This window comes from Pseudomonas sp. NFPP25, assembly GCF_900116505.1.
Classification (GTDB): Bacteria; Pseudomonadota; Gammaproteobacteria; order Pseudomonadales; family Pseudomonadaceae; genus Aquipseudomonas; species Aquipseudomonas protegens.
In genome coordinates, this window is the sequence record NZ_FPBG01000002.1 from 915,341 (window position 1) to 935,805 (window position 20,465).

Genomic DNA, 20,465 nt, shown 5'->3' on the forward strand with positions numbered 1-20,465 from the left:
ACGTTCTTCAGCGCCATTGCACGGGTCTTTCGCAGCTTGCCAGCGCTCAAGGCGCTCTGTTTCTGGCAATCAATTCTTCAAAAAACGACGAAGGGTTGAACAGTATTCTTTGCGGAGAACGGATGACCCGATCCTCGATATTGCTCGCGCTGTGCCTGTCATTGCTGCTGCCCTTGCCGGCGCTGGCGCGCTTGCCCGGGCCACTGGAAGCACACGCCACGGGAAAAGTGCGCGACCTGGCGGAAATCCGCAGCAGCCGGGTACTCCGGGTGCTGGTCAATCAGAGCCGCAATAGCTCCGGAGAAGTCCAGGGCCAGGCCATAGGTGTCGAGTACCACCGCCTGCGCTCGTTCGAGCAGTACCTCAATGGCCATGCTCGCGACGGCCAGGAAATCAGCCTGAAGATCATTCCCAAAGCCAAGGATCAATTGCTGGGTGCATTGCAGCGGGGCGAGGGCGACCTGGTGGCGCCTGGTGAGCTGCTGGAAGCCCATCCCGGAAATGCGGTCAGCTCCAGCGACCCGATCGTCAGTAATGTTCCCCTGCTGCTGGTCGGGATCAAGGGTGAGCGCCGTTATACACGGATCGAACAGCTGTCCGGCAAGACCCTGACCCTGACTACCGGTAGTGCGGCGGGGGACGCGGTCAGCCAGATCAATCAGAAGCTGGCCCTGCACAAGCTGGCGCCGATCAAGGTGGAGTGGGTCGACCCCAGCCTGGCGGTGGAGGATGTGCTGGAAATGGTCCAGGGCGGTATTTTCCACCTGACGGTTGTCGAGCAGCCGATTGCCGAACGCTGGAGCAAGATCCTGCCCAAATTGCGTTTGGACAGGCAGTTGAAGATCAGTGAGCCGGGTGAAGAACACTGGTTTGTCCGGCGCGATGCGTCGATGCTGCGGGCGAGTATCGACCGCTTCCTCAAGACCTATAAGGCGCCGGCGGATCAGGATGTGGCGTTCCTGCGTATCTACCGACGCCAGTATCAGGTGCACTATCCCCTGGCGCGGGCCGACCGTCAGCGTCTGGAAAAACTGCGTCCGGTTTTGCAGAAGCATGCCGGCGAGCAGGGCATGGACTGGCTGAACCTGGCGGCGCTGGCGTTCAAGGAGTCAGCGTTGCAACCCCCTTCCAGAAGCGGCAGCGGCCCTACCGGGCTGATGCAGATCACGCCTTCGGCAGCGCAGCGGGTCGGGGTCAACAATATTCAGTCCGTAGATAGCAACGTGCAGGCAGGCGCCAAGTACCTGGCGATGATTCGCCGTAAATTTTTTGCCAGCCCCAAACTCAATGAGCGCGAGCGCATGGCATTTGTGCTGGCGGCCTACAACATGGGGCCGGAGCGGGTGCAGGGTATGCGCAGTGAAGCCCGGCGGCGGGGGCTCAACCCCAACCAGTGGTTCTTCCAGGTGGAGCGCATCGCCATGGAGCAAGTGGGCATGGGGGCCGTCAGCTATGTTAATAGCGTCAACAAATACTATCTGGCCTTTGATCGTGAACGAGACTCCCTGGAGCCTCCGGAGCGAAAAGTTGCGTCACGTAAATAATCTAAAAAATCGATTATTAGCTTGGGTAATTTCCGCTTTTAACATGATTAAAACTGATTAGTATGGCGACCAACTTTCCTACCTTCACACAGGACTACACAGCATGAGCACACTGACCAACAAGCTACTGGGCACTCGCGCGGGCTACGGCTTGACCGTACTGCGGATCTTCGTCGGCATCATCTTCGTGGCTCACGGCTCGCAGAAACTCTTTGGCTGGTTTGGTGGTGGCGGTCTGGCGGGAACGGCGCAGTGGATGGAGAGTATCGGCCTGGCTCCCGGCTATTTGATGGCGTTGTTATCGGGGGGCACCGAATTCTTTGCCGGTCTGGCATTGATCATTGGCCTGCTGGCGCGTCCCGCTGCATTGGGCCTGTCGTTTACCTTGCTGGTGGCGATTTTCTCGGTGCATATCAGCCATGGCCTGTTCATGGTCAACAACGGTTATGAGTTCGCTCTTGCACTGCTTGGCGGCACTGTCGCAGTTCTGATTGAGGGGGCCGGCAAGCTGTCTCTGGATGCGGCAATCGCCAAGTAAGTCGATGCGCGGGCGGTGTTCCAGAGGCTCTGGATCAGCCGTCGGCAAAGTTATCCCAGGCCTGCGAATGCAGGCCTTTTTCGTTGCTGACAAATCTTGACACTGACCTGTCGGCTTCTCTAGGATGCTGCTCATGCGCCGATTTAAACAGCTACTTGCGGGGCGCCAGGTGAGTCGAAAGATCACTGATAGAAGCTATAGTCAGGCTTCGAAATACCGCTAAAGCGCTGGTTCGGTGTTGCCTCTCACCTGCCCGGCAGAAATCTGAGGCAGAGACACAATACGATGAATGCACCACGCCCCCTTGTACGTCTTGCGCCGATCACGGCGAGTCTTTCCCAGCGCAATCCGAAAATCCTCCTGGGTGGCAAGCACCAGCCCACACTATTGCGTTATCTCGACGGTTGGCCACGACGTTCCCCGGGCCCAGCGGCGTTTCTGATTCAATTTGTCGAAGAAGGTGAGTCCCTGGCACGCTTTGCCAGCGACAGCTTCGATCTGGCGGTCATTCCGGCACCCAGTGCTGCGGATGCTGCTGAAGTCATCAAGCAACTGACCCGCGTCGCTCGCCAGGGGTTGATCATCCGCCGCCAGTTCAGCAGTTGACCCGCCGGTAGTGCATCACGGCTGCTGAACTGCGCCTTGTACAGATCGGAATTCCATTGAACAGAAACCGACTGGAACGTCTTCAGTCGTGGCGGCTGTCCGTCATTTGGTGGCGATTAATGGCTTGATGATCAAACTACGGCATTGCGTTTGGCCAATTCGGCCAAGGCCACCAGGTTGGAAACATTGAAACGCTTGAGTAACCGCACTTTGTAGGTGCTGACGGTCTTGTGACTGATCAACAGCGCATCGGCAATCTGCTGGTTGTTCAGACCGGTAGCCAGCAGTTTCAGCACTGTTATTTCGCGGTCGGTCAGGCGGGAAATCAACACACTCTCCTGGTTGGCGGCGTTGGTGTTCTGCTGCAGGATATTAATGGTGTCTTCCGGAAAGTAGCTGTACCCGGAAAGGATGGCCTTTACCGCATTGGCCAATTCGTGAAGGTTCTCGGTCTTGCACAGAAAGCCTGCGGCTCCGGCTTGCAGGCAGCGCAGGGCGAAGTTTTTCGAATCACTTGAGGTCAGTACCAGGGTCTTGACGTGCAGCCCGGCGGACTTGATGTGCGCGATGACCGAGAAACCATCCAGGTTGGGGATGCCCAGGTCGAGGATCAGCAGGTCCGGCAGGTGTTTGCGCACCAGTTGCACGGCATCGGCACCGTTGTCGGCTTCGGCGACGATATTGTGATGATGAGGATCCAGCACCGACCTGATGGCCAGTCTGATCAGTGGATGGTCATCGACGATAATGATGTTGCCCATGTGGTACTTTCCCTTTGTTTTTGAGGTGTTGGTAGTTATTGGCTAGCTCTGTGGGGAATGGGTATCAAGCAGTGTGGCGTGCCGATTGCCGACGCTCTTGTCGAACCTATGCCCTGGGCCGTACGGCTCGGCTGTTTGGCCCTATGATTGGCTGACCTCTCTGAAATCTAAATCGGACAAATCTGATAGTGATGTCCATAGATCGGTGGCAGATGCCGCTCATGACGTGCCGGCTTTGTCGGCTCATACAACTAATGCGCAGCATGCATAAGGCTGGAGGCTGATTAGCCAATTGAGTACCAAGCTCATCACACAGGATGGTTACGACGCTCTGAAACAAGAGCTGGACTATTTATGGCGGGAGAAGCGCCCGGATATCACGCAGAAGGTCACCTGGGCGGCCTCGCTGGGCGATCGCAGCGAGAATGCGGACTATCAGTACAACAAGAAGCTTCTGCGGGAAATCGATCGTCGGGTGCGCTACATACGCAAGCGTCTGGAAGACATGAAGGTGGTTTCCTACGCGCCGGAACAGGAGGGACGGGTGTTCTTTGGTGCTTGGGTCGAAGTCGAAAACGAGGCGGCCGAGATCAAGCGCTTTCGTATCGTCGGTTACGACGAGATCTACTTGCGCAAGGACTACATCTCCATCGATTCGCCCATGGCCAGGGCGTTACTGAAGAAGGAAGTGGGTGACGAGGCCGTTGTCCACACCCCGGCAGGTGAAACCTGCTGGTGGATCAACCAGATCGATTATGTGAAGTAGGCTCGCCGACCTGGGCAGGCGAGCCTTGGGCTTTCAACCTTCGCGCAATACATTCAGCGGGCTGGCGTTCAATGCTCGACGGGTACCGAAAACTCCCGCCCCGCCTACCAACAGCGCCCCCACCAGAGGCAACAGTAACAACCATGGATGCGGGTGCCAGGGCAGATCGAAAGCGAACCGGTAGAGTACCAGGCTGACCAGTTCGCACCCCAGTGCCGCCAGCAGGCCGCTGACTGCACCCAGCAGGCCGAACTCGATCCGCCTGGCTTTCACCAGCAGTTGCCGCTCGGCCCCGAGGGCACGCAGCAGCGCCCCCTGGCGAATGCGTTCGTCCAGGGTGGCCTGGAGTCCGGAAAACAGCACTGCCATTCCTGCCGCCAGGACAAACAACAACACATACTCCACCGCCAGGGTGACCTGGGCCAGGATGCTGCGCAGTTGTTCCAGCAGGGCTTCGACCTGAAGGATGGTCACTGCCGGGAAGGCCCGGGACAGCTCGACAATCTGCTGATCGTGCCCAGGGCTCAGGTAGAAGCTGGTCAAGTAGGTGGCGGGCAGATCCTTCAAGGTGCCCGGTTGGAAGATCATGAAGAAGTTTGGCTGGAAGTTGTCCCAGTTGATGCTGCGCAGGCTGGTGACCCGGGCCTCCCGGTTGGCGCCGGCGACCGTGAAGGTCAGGTGATCACCCAGCTTAAGCTTCAGGCTCTGCGCCACCTTGGCCTCGACCGAGACGCCGGGCAACCCGTCATCCGGCTGGGCTGACCACCAACTGCCCTCGATAATGCTGTTGCCGCTGGGCAGATCGGCGGCCCAGGTCAGGCTCAGATCGCGTTGTATGGCCCGATCACCGCTGGAATCCTTGCTGACGATCTCCCTTACCGGCTCGCCATTGATGCTCACCAGGCGCCCCGGAACCACGGGGTACAAGGGCGCCGAAGGGGCGGAGAGCTGCACCAGGCGCTCGCTGAAGGCCTGTTTTTCCGCCGGCAGAATGTTCAGTGCGAAGTAGTTGGGGGCATTTTTCGGCAATTGGTTTTGCCAGGTGTCCAGCAGTTCGCCCCGCAGCAGGGCAATCAGCGCCATGGACAACAGAATCAGGCCGAAAGCCAGGGATTGCCCGGCCGCAGCCAGGGGGTGACGCAGCAACTGGCCCAGGCCCAGGCGCCACGGCAGGGCGGCGCGGGCCAGCAGGCGCCGCAGGCTTTGCAACAGCAACAGCAACAAGCCACCCAATACCAGTGCCGCCAGCAGGCCACCGCCCAGCAGGGCGAAGGTCAGCACCAGGTCCAGGCTCAAGCGCCACATGATCAGGCCCAGGGCCAACAGAGCGGCGCCGTAGATCATCCAGGTGCTGGAGGGGATTGGCAGCAGGTCGCGCCGCAGTACGCGCAAAGGCGGCACCCGTCCCAGCGCAGCCAGGGGCGGCAAGGCGAATCCGGCCAGGGCCACCAGCCCGGTACCGATGCCGGCGATGGCGGGTAGCAATCCCCCGGGTGGTACGTCGTTGGGCAGCAGGTCATGTAGCAGGTAAAACAGGCCGAGCTGGGCCAGCCATCCCAGCAACGCCCCACTGAGGCTGGCCAGCAGACCCAGAACGCCCAGCTGTACGCTGAACAGCAGCATGGTTTCCCGGCGTGAGAGGCCCAGGCAACGAAGCAGGGCACTGGCATCAAAGCGTCGCGCGGCGAAGCGATTGGCCGACAAGGCTACTGCAACCCCTGACAGCAGCACCGCTACCAGGCTGGCCATGTTCAGATAACGTTCGGCCTTGCCCAGGGCTCCACCGATCTGCTGGTTGCCATCGCGGGCATCCTGCAGCCGCTGGTTGGCGGCCAGCGCCGGCTTGATCTGTTGACGATAGGCCTCAAGCGCCGGAGCCGGTCCGCGCCACAGTTCCTTGAAGCTGACCCGGCTGCCAGGCTGGACCACGCCGGTGGCTTGCAGATCTTGCAGGTTGATCAGGACCCGGGGCGTCAGGCTGTAGAAGTTGCCGGCCCGGTCAGGCTCGTAGGTCAGTACCCTGGCCAGGCGCAAGGTTTTCATGCCGACGTCGATGCTGTCGCCGATCTTGAGGTCCAGCGCAGTCAGCAAGCGCGGTTCGACCCAGGCGTCTCCGGGCGCGGGACCGCCGCCGGGCTCCTCGACCCCATAGGGGGCTGGGGCACTCTTGAGCTGCCCCCTCAGGGGGTAGGCTTCGTCGACGGCCTTGATGCTGGAGAGCTGGATCGCATTGTCGGTGGCAATGACGCTGGAGAACTCGACTATCCGCGCATGATCCAGCCCCAGTTTCAGGCCGCTGTCGAGCTGTTCCGGGCGTGCTGGGGAACTGCCTTCCAGCAGCAGATCGGCGCCGAGGAACTCGGTGGCGCGTAACAGCATGGCGCCGTTCAAGCGTGCACCGAAGTAGCCGATGGCCGTGCTGGCCGCAACCGCTACCAGCAAGGCGAAGAACAGTACCCGCAACTCTCCGGCACGGGCATCGCGCAACAGTTGGCGGACAGCGAGGCTGAACAGGCGCGGCAGCGGCAGACGTGCCATCAGGGCTCCAGAGGGGCGACCAGCAGGCCCGCTTCAAGACGGATCAGGCGCCGGCAACGATGGGCCAGGCGTTCATCATGGGTCACCAGCACCAGGGTGGTGCCGCTTTCCTTGTTGAGTTCGAACAGCAGGTCGCTGATGCGTTCACCGGTATGGCTGTCGAGGTTGCCGGTGGGTTCATCGGCAAACAGCACATCGGGTTCGGCAGCGAAGGCCCGGGCAATGGCAACGCGCTGTTGTTCGCCACCGGAAAGCTGGCGTGGCGAGTGGCTAAGGCGCTGGCCAAGGCCAACCCGCTGCAGCAGTTCGGTGGCCCGCTCGCGGGCATCGCGACGGCCGTCGAGCTCCAGGGGCAGCATGACGTTTTCCAGGGCATTGAGGCTGTCGAGCAATTGGAAGGACTGAAAGACAAATCCTACATGCTCGGCCCGGATACGGGCCCGCTGATCCTCGTCCAGCTGGCTCAGGGCCTGGCCGGCGAGGGTGACTTCGCCGCTGCTGGGCAGGTCGAGCCCCGCAAGCAAGCCAAGCAGGGTCGATTTGCCGGAGCCGGAGGCGCCGACGATGGCCAGGCTGTCGCCCTGGTTCAGCTCGAGGCTGAGTTCATGCAGGATGGTCAGTTCACCTTCCGCGCTGGGAACCACTTTGCTAAGGTTCCGCGCAGTGAGAATGCTTGCGCCCATGGAGAATCCGATGCGTGTATGGTTTTTGAGTGCCGGCCTGGCCTTGATGTGCATGGCCCAGAACGCAGCGGCGGGTACGGTCCTGATCGTTGGCGATAGTATCAGTGCGGCTTTCGGCCTGGATACCCGTCAGGGCTGGGTAGCCCTGCTGGAAAAGAGGCTCAAGGACCAGGGTTTTACCGACAGGGTAGTCAATGCCTCGGTCAGTGGTGACACCAGTGCCGGGGGCCAGGCGCGGCTGCCGGCGCTGCTTGCAGAGCATAAGCCTGAAGTGGTGATTCTCGAGTTGGGGGGTAACGATGGCTTGCGAGGCCAGCCGCCCAGGCAATTGCAACAAAATCTTGCTTCGATGATCGACAGCTCCCAGGCCCAGGGTGCCAAGGTGCTGCTTTTAGGCATGCAATTGCCGCCCAACTATGGCGTGCGCTATACCCAGGCCTTTTCCCAGGTCTACAGCCAGTTGGCCAGCGAGAAAAAGGTAGCCTTGGTGCCGTTTTTTCTTGACGGGGTCGGGGGGCATCCCGAGCTGATGCAGGCAGACGGTCTGCACCCTGCGGCAGCGGCCCAGGGCAAGTTGCTGGAAAATGTCTGGCCGACGCTAAAACCGCTGCTTTGACGCTTTTCTAGTGACAGTGTTTCGGCTAATGTGGCGCCCCCGATTTGGAGCCCCCGATGCCGCGTCCCGCCTGGTCCCTGTTTGCCTATCAACTGATCGAGCCTGATGAGCAGCTTGACCTGTTCGCCTGCCAGGAAGTTCGGGTGCATCTGGTGACGCGTCAACTGGAGTTGGGCGGCTCTGCCGACCGCACCTTGTGCGGCACTTTGTTGCCCGCGCAACCGCGCTGGTCGAGCGTGGATCGGACGATTTTCCAGGACCAGCGACTCTGCCCGTTGTGCCGGGCGATTCTGGAGTCGCAAAAACGTGGCACTCCGCCAATCTGGCCTGAGCTGCGTTTCGAGTTGTAGGCGGTCGCCAGCAGGCCGTTTCGACAGGGAATTCATGTGTCTGCGCTTGTCTCCCCGGCCTGGCTGCCGTAGCCGGAGGACGGGGTGTACAATCGTGTTTCTTTCATTCGTTGTTCATGCGAAGGATTATCCGGATGTTGCCCCGCCTCCCTGTCGTCACCCGCTGCCTGACACTCGCCGCCTTGTGTGTGGCCGGTCCTGTTGCCGCATTGGAATTGCCTCTACCGCCGCCGGGTGAAGACATCGTCGGCCAGGTACAGGTGATCAAGGCCAAGTACGAGGATACCTTCGCCGACCTGGGCACGACCTACGACCTGGGTTACCTGGAAATGGTCGCGGCCAACCCGGGGGTCGATCCCTGGCTGCCGGGGGCGGGCACCGAGGTGATCCTGCCTACGCGTTTCATTCTGCCGCCCGGGCCGCGCGAAGGCATCGTGATCAACCTGGCCGAGTATCGACTGTACTACTACCCCAAGGGTCGGAACGTGGTCTACACCTTCCCGCTGGGTATTGGTCGTGAAGGCTGGGGGTCACCGATCGCGCACACCAGCATTACCGCGAAAACCCCGAATCCGACCTGGACGCCCCCGGCGTCGATCAAGGCCGAGCATGCCGCCGACGGTGACCCCTTGCCGAACGTGGTACCTGCCGGGCCGGACAACCCCTTGGGGCCATTCAAGTTCACCCTTGGCACACCGGGTTACCTGATTCACGGTTCGAACAAGAAGTTCGGTATCGGCATGCGCACCAGCCACGGCTGTTTCCGCATGCTCAACAACAACGTGCTGGAAATGGCCGGCATGGTGCCGGTGGGAACTTCGGTGCGCATCATCAACGATCCGTACAAGTTCGGTATCAGCGGCGGGAAAGTCTACCTGGAAGCTCATACGCCGTTGGATGACAAAGGCAATCCTTCGGTGGTCGACAAGCACACCGCAGTGATCAATGCCTTGCTCAAGCGTGAGGACCTGGCTAACAACCTGCGCATGAACTGGGATGTGGTGCGGGATGTAGTGGCAGCCGAAGATGGCTTGCCGGTGGAGATCGCCGTGCCGACGACAGCGCCTGTGACAACAATGTCCAACGCGACCTACGATTTGCAGCAGTAAGCGCTTAAGTGCAACCCGCCGATACCTGCTGGTAGCGGCGGGTTTTTTATTGCCGGTGAAGAACTCCGGGCAATAAAAAAGCCGATCCAAAAAATGGATCGGCTCGATAACAATCCCGAGGGACTATTACTTGCGGCTAGCTTTTTCCAGCATACGCAGAGCGCGCTCGTTAGCTTCGTCAGCAGTCTGTTGTGCTTTTTGAGCAGCAGCCAGAGCTTCATCAGCTTTACGATAGGCTTCGTCTGCACGAGCCTGAGCACGAGCTGCTGCGTCTTCAGTAGCAGTCAGACGAGCTTCGGTTTCTTTGGATACGCTGCTGCAACCGGTAGCCAGAACTGCGGCCAGAGCCAGAGCAGAGAATTTCAGAACGTTGTTCATCGTGTTCCCCTTCAAGGACTTTCTATTAGTAGCTATCACCTCAGAGTGAGGAAATAGCCGGCGTACATACTACCCATTACTTGTAGTAAGTAAACTGACGTAGCGCAAGAAGCAAAAAAAATTCTAGGCGCTGTTTCTTTTTCGAGCAACTTTTTAGCGGGTTGTATAAAAAATATTCAGCGGCGAAGCACCGGGGCCGAATGCTGCTTGTTTGCCAGCATCGTTATCGGAGTTTCCGGGCGCTGTTTCAGAGCCTAGGCTAAAGTCGGTCTATATTGTGTCGACTGCACTTTTCTTCAGAATTTGTTCAGCCCTGAACCTATGTTTAAGCATCTTGTGGGTGACTTTAAGAGGCGTCGCTCGTCTTATGTTTCAGCATCCGGCGATGTACCGTCTCAAGACGTTTAGGTATCGATCCCGACTAAGGCTCGTACTCAGCCTCAACAAGGTTTTGCGCCGATCTGTGACGAGTGTGGCTTGAGCATTTGTGCCAATGGCGCCTATATTTTGTAACGTGCTGATGGCGCAAGAGCGAGAGCTTCTACGGGCGGCCGACAGGCACGAGGTGGCGTAAGTTGTTCCTTCGCCGGAAAAACATCGGTAAGGTAGGGGTCAGCATTCCAGACCCGCAAGGAGTAGTGATGAGCGAGGCGTTGTCCATCCACCATGACCAGGCTGGTCATCAGTTCGAGACCAATGTGGACGGTCATCGTGCCTACCTGACCTATATGGACCTGGGTAAGCAGACCCTGGATATCTATCGCACTTTCGTGCCCAACGCACTGCGTGGGCGCGGTATCGCCGCGGCGCTGACCGAGCAGGCGCTGGAGTACGCCGAACGCATGGGCTACACAGTGATTCCGTCCTGCTCGTACGTAGAGCGCTATATGGAGCGTCATCAGCGTCACGCAGCAAAGCTCTGACCGGGGCGACGATGAAAAACGCCGGGCTTGGCCCGGCGTTTTTGTGTCTGCAGGAAAGGATCAGCTGCGATCGCGTTTCGGCAAGACGTCCTTGAGCTTGGCGTGCATGCCGCGCAGGGTCTTCTCGGTACTTTCCCAGTCGATGCAGGCATCGGTGATCGATACGCCGTACTGCAGTTCCGACAGGTTCTTCGGAATCGCCTGGCAACCCCAGTTCAAGTGACTTTCCACCATCAGGCCGATGATCGACTGGTTGCCCTCGAGGATCTGGTTAGCCACGTTTTCCATGACCAGCGGCTGCAGTGCCGGGTCCTTGTTGGAGTTGGCGTGGCTACAGTCGATCATGATGTTCGGCTTGATCTTGGCCTTGCTCAGGGCCTGCTCGCAGACGGCGACGCTGACCGAGTCATAGTTGGGCTTGCCGTTGCCGCCGCGCAGTACCACGTGGCCGTAGGCGTTGCCTTTGGTGGTGACGATCGACACGCCGCCCTGGGGGTTGATCCCCAGGAAACGGTGAGGGCTGGAAACCGACTGCAAGGCGTTGATTGCCACAGTAAGGCCACCGTCGGTGCCGTTCTTGAAGCCCACGGCCGAGGACAGGCCCGAAGCCATTTCGCGGTGAGTCTGGGATTCGGTGGTACGTGCACCAATGGCCGACCAGCTGATCAGGTCCTGCAAGTATTGCGGGGAGATCGGGTCCAGGGCTTCAGTGGCAGTAGGCAGGCCCATTTCAGCCAGGTCCAGCAGCAACTGGCGACCAATGTGCAGGCCGTCCTGGATCTTGAACGAGTCGTCCAGGTAAGGGTCGTTGATCAGGCCTTTCCAGCCGACGGTGGTCCGCGGTTTCTCGAAATAAACGCGCATCACCAGGTACAGGGTGTCGGAGACTTCAGCCGCCAGTGCCTTGAGCCGCTCGGCGTATTCGTGGGCTGCCTTGATGTCGTGGATCGAGCAGGGCCCAATGACGATGAACAGGCGGTGATCAGTGCCGTCGAGGATATTGCGGATCACTTCGCGACCCTTGGTCACGGTGCGCAAGGCGGTGTCGCTCAGCGGGATGTCTCGTTTGAGTTGATCAGGGGTGATCAGGGTCTCGTTGGAGGCGACGTTAAGGTCGTTGATCGGTAAATCAGCCATCGTGTTACTCGTCAGGTCACGGGTGCCGGCCGCCAGCGATCCCCGCGCGGCGGAGCACAGCGGATTTGAGCGCGTCGGGGAGCGGAACCTTAGCGCGTTAGCCGGTGACTCTACAATGGGCAGGTGGCGGTTTTATTGGGCTATGGCTGCACAAAAGCCTGGTGCACACGGTCTTCGGAATAGTCTTCTGCGTGCTGCTCGACCCAATCCAGCGCCAGCGCCTCAATGCATTGCTGTTCGCTCTGAGGTTCATGCAGGCGACAGTAGCGGGCGATCTGGCACACCTGCTCACCCATGCGCGCGCCGAACAGCGTTTGTTCGTCGACGAAAGCGATGCCCACCAGGTAGCCACGCTTGCGTTTCAGGCACCAGGCGACATAGCCGTTGTAACGGGCGTTATCCCCCAACGTTGGCATGTACACCTCCAGCGCGGTACCGCGGCGCCAGGCACGGTGGTAATTGCACGCCATGCCACCGAGGCTGATAGTGTGCAACCGCTGGCGTGAAATACAGGCGTGCTTGCGCAAGGTCAGTTCAACCGGAACATCATCAGGATGAGGCAGAAAACGTCCCATGACCGCAGACTCCGAGTGTCGTCCATTTGACATTGTTTCCCCCAGTATAGTGCTCGAATTGGAACTGACCGATTTCGATATCGACCAGCAATTACTGGGCCTGGGCGGCGTTTCCCTGGTTGTTTTCACCAGTGTCGGCTGTTCCAGTTGCCGTTGGGCCCGGGCGCGGCTGCCGGAGTTGGAGCTACCCATCGACCGTCTTTGCTGGGTCGATGCGGGCGATAATGGCGGTGCGGTTCAGCGCTATCAGGTGTTCCACTTGCCGGCTTTGTTCGTGGTCCGCGACGGTGAGTTTCATGGAGCGCTACAGTCGCGCCTGACGCAGCAGGATCTCAGCGAGAGCCTGCGTCAGGCGCTTAATCGAATACCAGAGGAGTTGCCTTGATGGGTGCAGGCCGTAAACCGCGTGTAGGCATTATCGGGACCGGAGCGATCGGAGGTTTTTACGGGGTGATGCTGGCACGTGCCGGTTTCGACGTGCACTTTTTATTGCGCAGCGAATATCCGGCAGTGCTCGAGCATGGGCTGCAAGTCAACAGCAGCCAGCACGGCAAGCTGACGTTGAAGCCGGCGCAGGCCTACGCCAATGCCGAACAGATGCCGCCTTGCGACTGGCTGCTGGTGGGCGCCAAGACCACCAGCAACCTTGATCTGGCGCCGGCGATCATTCAGGCCGCGGCCACCGATGCCAAGGTTCTGGTACTGCAGAATGGGCTGGATGTCGAAGACGACCTGCGCGCGGTGCTTCCCGATTCGCTACATCTTCTGGGCGGCTTGTGCTTTATCTGTGTGCACCGCGCCGGGCCCGGGCAGATCGAGCACCAGGCGCTTGGCGCGGTAAACCTGGGTTACCACAGTGGCCCGGCCAGTGCCGATGCGACCCTGAGCCAGGCGATTGTCGAGGAGGGCGCCGCGCTGTTTCGCGAGGCGGGGCTCGACTCTCAGGCCATGGGCAACCTGCAGCAGGCGCGCTGGCAGAAGCTGGTGTGGAATGTCCCGTATAACGGCCTGTCGGTTCTGCTCCGAGCCAGTACCACGCCACTGATGGCCGACCCCGCCAGCCGCGAGCTGATCCAGGACCTGATGCAGGAAGTGCTGCAGGGGGCGGCGGCTTGCGGGCATGCCATCCCCGCGGCCTATGCGCAGCAACTGTTCAAGTCCACCGAGCACATGCCGGATTACTGGCCCAGCATGTACCATGATTTCCTGCACCAGCGTCCTCTGGAACTGGCAGCTATCTATGCTGCACCCTTGGCGGCAGCGCGGGCCGCAGGTTGTGAGCTGCCGAAGATCCAGGCGTTGTACCAGGCCTTGAGTTTCATCGACCGGCACCACGCCTGAGTTGGGCTTATTACCTTTAAGGGGATGAAATATGGCAAAGGGCCTGGATGGCAAGCTGGTGGTGGCGATCTCGTCGCGGGCGCTGTTCGACCTGGGCGACAGCCACAAGGTCTATCTGGCCCAGGGGGTCGAGGCCTATCGGCAGTACCAGATCGAACATGAAGAGGAAGTCCTCGAGCCCGGTGATGCCTTCCCTCTGGTCAAGAAACTCCTCAGCCTGAATGCCAGCCTGGGCCGAGCCCGGGTCGAGGTGGTGCTGGTCTCGCGCAACAGTGCCGACACCGGGTTGCGTGTGTTCAACTCGATCGAGCACTACGGCCTGGGCATTTCCCGAGCAGCCTTCGTCGGCGGCCGCAGCCCTTATCCCTATCTGGCGGCCTTTGGCAGCGACCTGTTTCTCTCCACCCATGCCGATGATGTGCGCAGTGCACTAGAGGCCGGCTTTGCTGCGGCAACCATTCTGTCCGGCGGCACCCGGCGCGCTGAAAATGGCGAACTGCGCATCGCGTTCGACGGTGATGCGGTGCTGTTTTCCGATGACTCGGAGCGTATCTACCAGTCCGGCGGCCTGGAGGCATTCCAGGCCAGTGAGCGGCAGTCGGCACGAGAACCGTTGCCGGGCGGGCCGTTCAAGGGGTTCCTGGCGGCACTCAACCTGCTGCAGGGAGAGTTTTCCGATGAGGCCAGTCCGATCCGTACCGCCTTGGTGACAGCCCGTTCCGCGCCGGCCCATGAGCGGGTAATCCGCACTTTGCGCGAGTGGAACATCCGCCTGGACGAATCGCTGTTCCTTGGCGGGCTGGAAAAAGCCGCCTTCCTCGAAGCCTTTGCAGCCGACGTGTTCTTCGACGACCAGGCCGGTCACTGCGAGCTGGCTCGCGAAGTGGTCGCCACCGGTCACGTGCCGCACGGCGTAAGCAACGAAACCAAGGCTTGAGTCCTAAAATCCGTGGTTTTTCCTCGGACCTCCCACAGTTCCAGGCACTGCTAAGCTGAATCAATCTCCGCCATCTTGGCAGTTGAGGAGGTCATATGATTCGTTCGATGCTGTATGCCACTGACCTCGGTCTGTATGCGCCCTTTGTGATGCAACATGCCCTGGAGCTGGCTCGAACGTTCAATGCCGACTTACATGTAGTGCACGCCGTGGAGCCCATGGGCCTGTTCGCCGAATCAGTGTTGCAGAGCTACCTGGATGAGCAGTCGTTGAATGAGTTTCACCGCCAGGGCCTGAATACAGTGATGGCCAATATAGAGCAACGGGTGCTGGACAGTTTTCGCGAGGAGCTGGGGGAGGGGATGCAGGACCTGACCTTGATCCAGTCGGTGCGGGTGCTTCAGGGGGACCCGTCCCAGGTGATTCTGGAGCAGGCGGGGAAACTCTCTGTGGATTTGCTGATCGTAGGAAGTCACAGCCATGGGGTGGGGGCGCAAACGCCTTTGGGGCGTACCGCAACGCGAGTTCTGCAACTGGCCAAAGTCCCGGTTTACCTGGTGCCTCTGGTGCAGCGTCGACGTCAGGGCGATACCTGAGGATGGAATGGAAAATTCTGAATAAAAGTTCTAGATTTATTCTCCTGACCATTAATATAGTTATATACCGTCGCTGATACCCGTGGCGTCTACCTGCTTTGAGGGATTGATATGAAGCTTCAACAATTGCGCTACATCTGGGAAGTGGCGCACCACGACCTCAACGTCTCCGCTACCGCGCAAAGCCTTTACACATCGCAACCGGGTATCAGCAAGCAGATCCGTCTGCTCGAGGACGAACTCGGGGTCGAGGTCTTTGCCCGCAGTGGCAAGCATCTGACCCGCGTGACCCCGGCCGGCGAGCGCATCATCACCACCGCCGGCGAGATCCTGCGCAAGGTCGAAAGCATCAAGCAGATCGCCCAGGAGTTCTCCAACGAGAAGAAGGGCACCCTGTCCATCGCCACTACTCACACCCAGGCGCGCTACGCCTTGCCACCGGTGATCAGCAGCTTTATCAAGCAGTACCCGGATGTGGCCTTGCACATGCATCAGGGTTCGCCGATGCAGATTGCCGAAATGGCCGCTGACGGCACTGTGGATTTCGCCATCGCTACCGAGGCCCTGGAGTTGTTCGGTGACCTGGTGATGATGCCGTGCTATCGCTGGAACCGCTGCGTGGTAGTGCCTCAGGGCCACCCGCTGACCAAGCTGCCGAAGTTGACCTTGGAAACCCTGGCCGAGTACCCGATCGTCACTTACGTGTTCGGTTTTACCGGTCGTTCCAAGTTGGACGAAGCCTTCAGCCATCGCGGCCTGACGCCCAAGGTGGTATTCACCGCTGCCGACGCCGACGTGATCAAGACCTATGTGCGCCTGGGCCTGGGCGTGGGCATCGTGGCCAAGATGGCGGTCGACACCAAGCTCGACAGCGACCTGGTGGTGCTGGATGCCAGTGAACTGTTCGAATCGAGCATCACCAAGATCGGTTTCCGTCGCGGCACTTTCCTGCGTGGCTTCATGTGCGATTTCATCGAGAAGTTCGCCCCGCACCTGACCCGCGAAGTCATGGCCAAGGCCATTGCCTGCCATAACAAGCAGGAACTGGAAGAGCTGTTCGACGGCGTCGAATTGCCGGTCCACTGATCCCCAGCCTGCCTAGCGGACCTCGGTGACAGTGAACTGTTGCCGGGCGCCCGCCACCACGATCTCCACCTCATCGTCCTCGAACTTGCCCAGCAGGCTGTTGCCCAGGGGCGAGCGGGGGGTGATGACGGTCACCAGTTGCCCCACCACGTAGACCTTCAGGCCCGCGCCATCCGGGCCGAGAAACAGCCACTGTTCGTGGCCGTTTTCATCTTCCAGCCCCAACAGCGCACCGATCTGAATCCCCTTCTGCGGGTCATGAGGGCGCAGGCTCAGGTTCTGCCAGAGGCCCAGGGCCTGGCGGATTTCCTCGACCCGTCGAGCCTGGCCGGCGGCCAGGTAGGAAGCTTCCAGCCCCAGGGTGTCGTACTTGTTCTCGGCGATATTTTCTTCGTGGGTGGCGGTTTCGTAAGCGGTTTGTGCCGCTCGCACCGCGACCTCCAGGTCGTCCCGGAGCTGTTGCAGAATCAGTTGGCAGACGGACTGTTTATTCATGGTCAATTACAAAATTGCAGGACGTTGGCCCGGCTTTTTTCGCTCGGCGCGGTCTGGTCCTGCTGCAACCAGAACTGGCATTTGGGGTTGGACAGGTTGCGCAGGTTGCTGCGGGCGTTGTCCAGGGATTGCAGTTCCTCGTTCTTGCGCAGGTTTTCCTGGTACTGCTCGAACATTCGGTTTTGTGGCTCAGGTGGCGCGGCCACCGGTGGTTTTGCCAACTGCTGCACCGCTTGTGCGACCGGAGCCAATTGCTGGCTGAAAAGGTAGTGCGAGGCCAGCCAGCAGGTCAGGGCGATCGCCAGGAAACCCAGCCACAGGCCCAGGGCAATGCTGGCGGTGAGCGCCAGGAAGTTGAAACTGATGCGCAAGGAGCGACGTGCGGTGGGACGATGGGACATGGCTGCCTCCTGGCGGGCGGTGTTGGGCAAGGGCCGATTGTCGCACGAAGATAATCGCGGTTGGCTCTTCTGCGCAGGAGCATTTATGCGGACAATCGGCGCCTTTGCCAATCGGGGAGTGGAATGAAAGCCTCCTGGGATATTTTCTGCAGCGTGGTCGACAACTACGGCGACATCGGCGTGACCTGGCGCCTGGCCCGGCAACTGGTGGCCGAGCATCAATGTGTGGTGCGCCTGTGGGTCGATGATTTGCGCGCTTTCGAAAAGATCTGCCCGCAGATCGATAGCCAAAAGGCCAGCCAGATTCAGGATGGCGTCCAGGTGCGGCACTGGCCGGCCCAGTGGCCGGACGAGGCGGCGGCCGATGTGGTGATCGCGGCTTTCGCCTGCCAGTTGCCCCACGCCTACATGGACGCCATGGCCGACCGTGCGCGTGCGCCACTGTGGCTGAACCTGGACTACCTGAGCGCCGAGGACTGGGTCGGCGGGTGCCATGGCCTGCCTTCCGTGAAGTTTCGCGGGGTGCAGAAGTACTTCTTCTTTCCCGGATTCCAGGCCGATACCGGCGGCTTGCTGCGCGAGGCCGGGCTGCTCGAGCAGCGCCGGGATTTCCAGGGCAGGCCCCAGGCCCGGCTGGATTTCCTGAAATCCCTGGGCGTATCGCCTGTTGCCGGCAGTCGCTTGATCTCGCTGTTCGCCTACGAAAATGCCGGGGTTGCCAGTTGGTTGCAGGCCCTGGCCGACGACGGGCAGCCGACTCATCTGCTGGTGCCCGAGGGCCGCGTGCTGGCCGATGTGCAGCGCTGGCTGGGAGAGGAACCGCTGGCGCCGGGCTGTCCCCAGGTACGCCAGTCGCTGACCGTTCAGGTGTTGCCCTTCGTGCGCCAGGAGGATTACGACCGGCTGCTCTGGTGCTGCGACTTCAACGCGGTGCGCGGGGAGGACTCCTTCGTTCGGGCGCAATGGGCCGGGCGTCCGATGCTCTGGCACATCTATCGCCAGGATGAAGACATCCACCTGGACAAGCTCGAAGCTTTTCTCGGCCTCTATACCCGCACCCTTTCCCCGGGGGCCAAGGCTGCAGTGCTGGCCCTGTGGCAGGCCTGGAACAGCGAAGCATCGATGGCCGAACCCTGGAAAAACCTGCTGCAATACTGGCCGGAAGTCGCCGCGCACGCCGAGCAATGGTGTCTGGAACAAGGCTCCCAGCCCGATCTTGCTGCGGCGCTGGTGCAGTTTTACCTAAATTGGATATGATACGCGGCCTAGATTTTTGTAAATCCCATCCAAATTCGGATATTCGCAATGAAAACTGGTAAAGAACTCAAACCCGGTACCGTGATCCGTATCGACAACGATCCTTGGCTGGTTCAGAAAGCTGAATTCACCAAGTCCGGTCGTAACAGCGCGATCATGAAGACCAAGCTGAAGAACCTGCTGACCGGTTACAAGACCGAAACCGTTTACGGTGCGGACGACAAACTGGACGACGTGATCCTGGATCGCAAAGAAGCGACCCTGTCGTTCATCAGCGGCGACACCTACACGTTCATGGACACCACTGACTACACCATGTACGAGCTGAACGCCGAAGACATCGAAGCGGTTCTGCCGTTCATCGAAGAAGGCATGACCGACGTTTGCGAAGCTGTGTTCTTCGAAGACCGTCTGGTTTCCGTTGACCTGCCGACCACCATCGTGCGCCAGGTTGACTACACCGAAGGTTCCGCGCGCGGCGACACTTCGGGCAAGGTGATGAAGCCTGCCAAGCTGAAAAACGGTACCGAGCTGAGCGTTGCGGACTTCATCGAAATCGGCGACATGATCGAGATCGATACCCGCGAAGGCGGTTCCTACAAAGGCCGCGCCAAGGTTTAAACCTGGCTCGCCCCTGTAGACGAAAAAGCCCGACCTTGAGTCGGGCTTTTTTATGCCTGGAATTTGCCGTTTCAGACCGTAACGTGCAGGCGCACATCCACATTGCCACGGGTGGCATTGGAGTAGGGGCAGACCTGATGCGCGGCATCCACCAGGCTTTGCGCTTCGTCCTCGGCCAGGCCGGGCAGGCTCACATGCAGGTCGATATCCAGGCCGAAGCCGCCGGGGATCTGGCCGATGCCGACATGGGCGGTGATCGAAGCGTCGTCCGGGATCTTGCGCTTGCTCTGGCTGGCGACGAACTTCAGGGCACCGATAAAGCAGGCCGAGTAACCGGCTGCGAACAGCTGTTCAGGGTTGGTCGCCTGGCCACCGGCACCACCGAGTTCCTTGGGGGTGGCCAGTTTGACGTCGAGGATCTGGTCATTGGAAACAGCGCGGCCATCACGGCCACCGGTGGCGGTTGCAACGGCGGTGTAGAGAGTTTGCATGGTGGAAGCCTCGTGGTAGGTGATTTTCGCGCTAATTATTTGCGCGCTAAGTAAGTGCGAAATAAATGTATCTCGCTAATATTTAGTGCGCAAGATAAATTTTGCTGAAAACCCCTCCATTAGCCTTGAGTCATGGGCAACTCATTGATTCTGAAAAAAATATTTTTTCGGTTGAGAAGCTAGCCTCAGCCATAGGGGGCTGGCTTGCCAGCAAAGCGTCAAAGACTGTCCTGCAGATGCCCGCGCAACACCTGCAAATCTTCCTGCAACTGACGCAATTGCTCCACGCTCCGGCCGCTGGCCCCGAGGATGCACTGGGGAATGTCCCGGGCTTGCTCGCGCAGCACCCGGCCCTGTTCCGTCAGTTGGACAATCACCACCCGTTCATCTTCCCGACTGCGGGTGCGGCTGAGCAGACCTTCGGCCTCCAGGCGCTTGAGCAGCGGGGTCAGGGAGCCGGGGTCGGTCAGCAGGCGCTGGCTGATCTCGCCGACCGTCAGCCCGTCCCGTTCCCAGAGCACCAGCATCGCCAGGTACTGCGGGTAGGTCAGCCCCAGCTTCTGCAGCAGAGGCTTGTAGACCTTGGTCAGCATCAGCGAGGTGGAGTGCAGGGCAAAGCACACCTGGTTGTCCAGCAGCAGTTGATCGCAGGAGTCCAGGGGGGAGCGTTCGGTGGTCATGTTGGCGGCCTTGATCATTGATGGTCATGAATCTAG

The 20,465-nt window shown here is 59.9% G+C and carries 25 protein-coding genes; 15 read left to right on the plus strand and 10 right to left on the minus strand.

Features of this window, described 5'->3' with window-relative positions; all coding sequences use genetic code 11:
• Nucleotides 1–122: 122 nt before the first annotated feature.
• The 3 genes from BM382_RS11260 (at nt 123) to BM382_RS11270 (ending at nt 2,688) form a co-directional block, all read left to right on the plus strand.
• Nucleotides 123–1,544: an MltF family protein gene (locus BM382_RS11260; protein ID WP_019092888.1), complete on the plus strand. Its 1,422-nt coding sequence runs from the start codon at nt 123–125 to the stop codon at nt 1,542–1,544.
• 103 nt (nt 1,545–1,647) lie between these two features.
• On the plus strand, nt 1,648–2,082 hold the full coding sequence (locus tag BM382_RS11265; RefSeq protein ID WP_072442854.1) for a DoxX family protein: 435 nt from the start codon (nt 1,648–1,650) through the stop codon (nt 2,080–2,082).
• Nucleotides 2,083–2,367: 285 nt separating this feature from the next.
• The gene (locus BM382_RS11270; protein ID WP_011062555.1) at nt 2,368–2,688 is read left to right on the plus strand and encodes a hypothetical protein; all 321 of its coding nucleotides are present in this window, start codon (nt 2,368–2,370) and stop codon (nt 2,686–2,688) included.
• Nucleotides 2,689–2,819: 131 nt separating this feature from the next.
• Here BM382_RS11270 and BM382_RS11275 read toward each other — a convergent pair whose 3' ends face one another.
• Nucleotides 2,820–3,449 (minus strand): response regulator transcription factor, encoded by a 630-nt coding sequence (locus tag BM382_RS11275; RefSeq protein ID WP_011062554.1) that lies wholly within the window; start codon nt 3,447–3,449, stop codon nt 2,820–2,822.
• A gap of 292 nt (nt 3,450–3,741) precedes the next feature.
• Here BM382_RS11275 and greB point away from each other — a divergent pair, with 292 nt between their 5' ends.
• Nucleotides 3,742–4,215 carry a transcription elongation factor GreB gene (gene greB / locus BM382_RS11280; RefSeq protein WP_011062553.1) on the plus strand — a complete coding sequence of 158 codons (474 nt, stop codon included), beginning with the start codon at nt 3,742–3,744 and terminating at the stop codon, nt 4,213–4,215.
• A gap of 33 nt (nt 4,216–4,248) precedes the next feature.
• On the opposite strand, the gene BM382_RS11285 is transcribed toward greB, so the two are convergent.
• Both BM382_RS11285 and BM382_RS11290 read right to left on the minus strand, forming a co-directional pair.
• Nucleotides 4,249–6,753 carry an ABC transporter permease gene (locus BM382_RS11285; protein ID WP_053159707.1) on the minus strand — a complete coding sequence of 835 codons (2,505 nt, stop codon included), beginning with the start codon at nt 6,751–6,753 and terminating at the stop codon, nt 4,249–4,251.
• Complete coding sequence (locus BM382_RS11290) at nt 6,753–7,436, minus strand: ABC transporter ATP-binding protein (RefSeq protein WP_011062551.1); 684 nt, start codon at nt 7,434–7,436, stop codon at nt 6,753–6,755. The genes BM382_RS11285 and BM382_RS11290 overlap by 1 nt, the downstream gene beginning before the upstream one ends.
• A gap of 10 nt (nt 7,437–7,446) precedes the next feature.
• Here BM382_RS11290 and BM382_RS11295 point away from each other — a divergent pair, with 10 nt between their 5' ends.
• The 3 genes from BM382_RS11295 to BM382_RS11305 all read left to right on the plus strand — a co-directional run bounded on the left by BM382_RS11295 (nt 7,447) and on the right by BM382_RS11305 (nt 9,511).
• A complete protein-coding gene (locus tag BM382_RS11295; RefSeq protein WP_041752456.1) occupies nt 7,447–8,052 on the plus strand; it encodes an arylesterase in 606 nt (201 codons plus the stop codon).
• A 56-nt stretch (nt 8,053–8,108) separates the two neighbouring features.
• Nucleotides 8,109–8,402: a hypothetical protein gene (locus BM382_RS11300; protein ID WP_007931378.1), complete on the plus strand. Its 294-nt coding sequence runs from the start codon at nt 8,109–8,111 to the stop codon at nt 8,400–8,402.
• Nucleotides 8,403–8,536: 134 nt separating this feature from the next.
• Nucleotides 8,537–9,511 carry a L,D-transpeptidase family protein gene (locus BM382_RS11305; RefSeq protein WP_015636545.1) on the plus strand — a complete coding sequence of 325 codons (975 nt, stop codon included), beginning with the start codon at nt 8,537–8,539 and terminating at the stop codon, nt 9,509–9,511.
• A 126-nt stretch (nt 9,512–9,637) separates the two neighbouring features.
• Here the strand turns inward: BM382_RS11305 and oprI are convergent, their stop codons facing one another.
• The gene (gene oprI, locus BM382_RS11310) at nt 9,638–9,889 is read right to left on the minus strand and encodes an outer membrane lipoprotei OprI (protein ID WP_003448337.1); all 252 of its coding nucleotides are present in this window, start codon (nt 9,887–9,889) and stop codon (nt 9,638–9,640) included.
• Between the two features lie 641 nt (nt 9,890–10,530).
• Between oprI and BM382_RS11315 the strand changes: the two genes are divergently transcribed.
• Entirely contained in the window at nt 10,531–10,812 is a 282-nt protein-coding gene (locus tag BM382_RS11315; RefSeq protein WP_011062548.1) for a GNAT family N-acetyltransferase, read from the plus strand.
• A gap of 60 nt (nt 10,813–10,872) precedes the next feature.
• Here the strand turns inward: BM382_RS11315 and BM382_RS11320 are convergent, their stop codons facing one another.
• Nucleotides 10,873–11,949: a 3-deoxy-7-phosphoheptulonate synthase gene (locus BM382_RS11320; protein ID WP_011062547.1), complete on the minus strand. Its 1,077-nt coding sequence runs from the start codon at nt 11,947–11,949 to the stop codon at nt 10,873–10,875.
• A 140-nt stretch (nt 11,950–12,089) separates the two neighbouring features.
• Nucleotides 12,090–12,524, minus strand: coding sequence for a PilZ domain-containing protein (locus BM382_RS11325; protein ID WP_011062546.1), 435 nt, complete (start codon nt 12,522–12,524; stop codon nt 12,090–12,092).
• On the opposite strand from BM382_RS11325, the gene BM382_RS11330 reads away from it, so the two are divergent.
• The 5 genes from BM382_RS11330 to cysB all read left to right on the plus strand — a co-directional run bounded on the left by BM382_RS11330 (nt 12,523) and on the right by cysB (nt 16,484).
• A complete protein-coding gene (locus tag BM382_RS11330) occupies nt 12,523–12,909 on the plus strand; it encodes a thioredoxin family protein (protein ID WP_011062545.1) in 387 nt (128 codons plus the stop codon). The genes BM382_RS11325 and BM382_RS11330 overlap by 2 nt on opposite strands.
• Nucleotides 12,909–13,865: a putative 2-dehydropantoate 2-reductase gene (locus tag BM382_RS11335; RefSeq protein ID WP_065365473.1), complete on the plus strand. Its 957-nt coding sequence runs from the start codon at nt 12,909–12,911 to the stop codon at nt 13,863–13,865. Before BM382_RS11330 ends, BM382_RS11335 begins: the two co-directional genes overlap by 1 nt.
• Before the next feature lie 31 nt (nt 13,866–13,896).
• Nucleotides 13,897–14,802, plus strand: a complete 906-nt coding sequence (locus BM382_RS11340) for a 5'-nucleotidase (RefSeq protein ID WP_015636544.1) — start codon at nt 13,897–13,899, stop codon at nt 14,800–14,802.
• 95 nt (nt 14,803–14,897) lie between these two features.
• The gene (locus BM382_RS11345; protein WP_011062542.1) at nt 14,898–15,398 is read left to right on the plus strand and encodes a universal stress protein; all 501 of its coding nucleotides are present in this window, start codon (nt 14,898–14,900) and stop codon (nt 15,396–15,398) included.
• Between the two features lie 111 nt (nt 15,399–15,509).
• Complete coding sequence (gene cysB, locus BM382_RS11350; RefSeq protein ID WP_011062541.1) at nt 15,510–16,484, plus strand: HTH-type transcriptional regulator CysB; 975 nt, start codon at nt 15,510–15,512, stop codon at nt 16,482–16,484.
• Nucleotides 16,485–16,496: 12 nt separating this feature from the next.
• On the opposite strand, the gene BM382_RS11355 is transcribed toward cysB, so the two are convergent.
• Together BM382_RS11355 and BM382_RS11360 are read right to left on the minus strand one after the other, a co-directional pair.
• Nucleotides 16,497–16,979 (minus strand): GreA/GreB family elongation factor, encoded by a 483-nt coding sequence (locus tag BM382_RS11355; protein ID WP_015636543.1) that lies wholly within the window; start codon nt 16,977–16,979, stop codon nt 16,497–16,499.
• A gap of 2 nt (nt 16,980–16,981) precedes the next feature.
• Nucleotides 16,982–17,380, minus strand: a complete 399-nt coding sequence (locus tag BM382_RS11360) for a hypothetical protein (RefSeq protein WP_011062539.1) — start codon at nt 17,378–17,380, stop codon at nt 16,982–16,984.
• A gap of 123 nt (nt 17,381–17,503) precedes the next feature.
• Between BM382_RS11360 and earP the strand changes: the two genes are divergently transcribed.
• Together earP and BM382_RS11370 are read left to right on the plus strand one after the other, a co-directional pair.
• Entirely contained in the window at nt 17,504–18,637 is a 1,134-nt protein-coding gene (gene earP / locus BM382_RS11365; protein WP_011062538.1) for an elongation factor P maturation arginine rhamnosyltransferase EarP, read from the plus strand.
• 48 nt (nt 18,638–18,685) lie between these two features.
• Entirely contained in the window at nt 18,686–19,258 is a 573-nt protein-coding gene (locus BM382_RS11370; RefSeq protein WP_007931398.1) for an elongation factor P, read from the plus strand.
• 71 nt (nt 19,259–19,329) lie between these two features.
• Here the strand turns inward: BM382_RS11370 and BM382_RS11375 are convergent, their stop codons facing one another.
• Nucleotides 19,330–19,749, minus strand: a complete 420-nt coding sequence (locus tag BM382_RS11375) for an organic hydroperoxide resistance protein (protein WP_065365476.1) — start codon at nt 19,747–19,749, stop codon at nt 19,330–19,332.
• 218 nt (nt 19,750–19,967) lie between these two features.
• A complete protein-coding gene (locus tag BM382_RS11380; RefSeq protein ID WP_011062536.1) occupies nt 19,968–20,429 on the minus strand; it encodes a MarR family winged helix-turn-helix transcriptional regulator in 462 nt (153 codons plus the stop codon).
• Nucleotides 20,430–20,465: the final 36 nt, after the last annotated feature.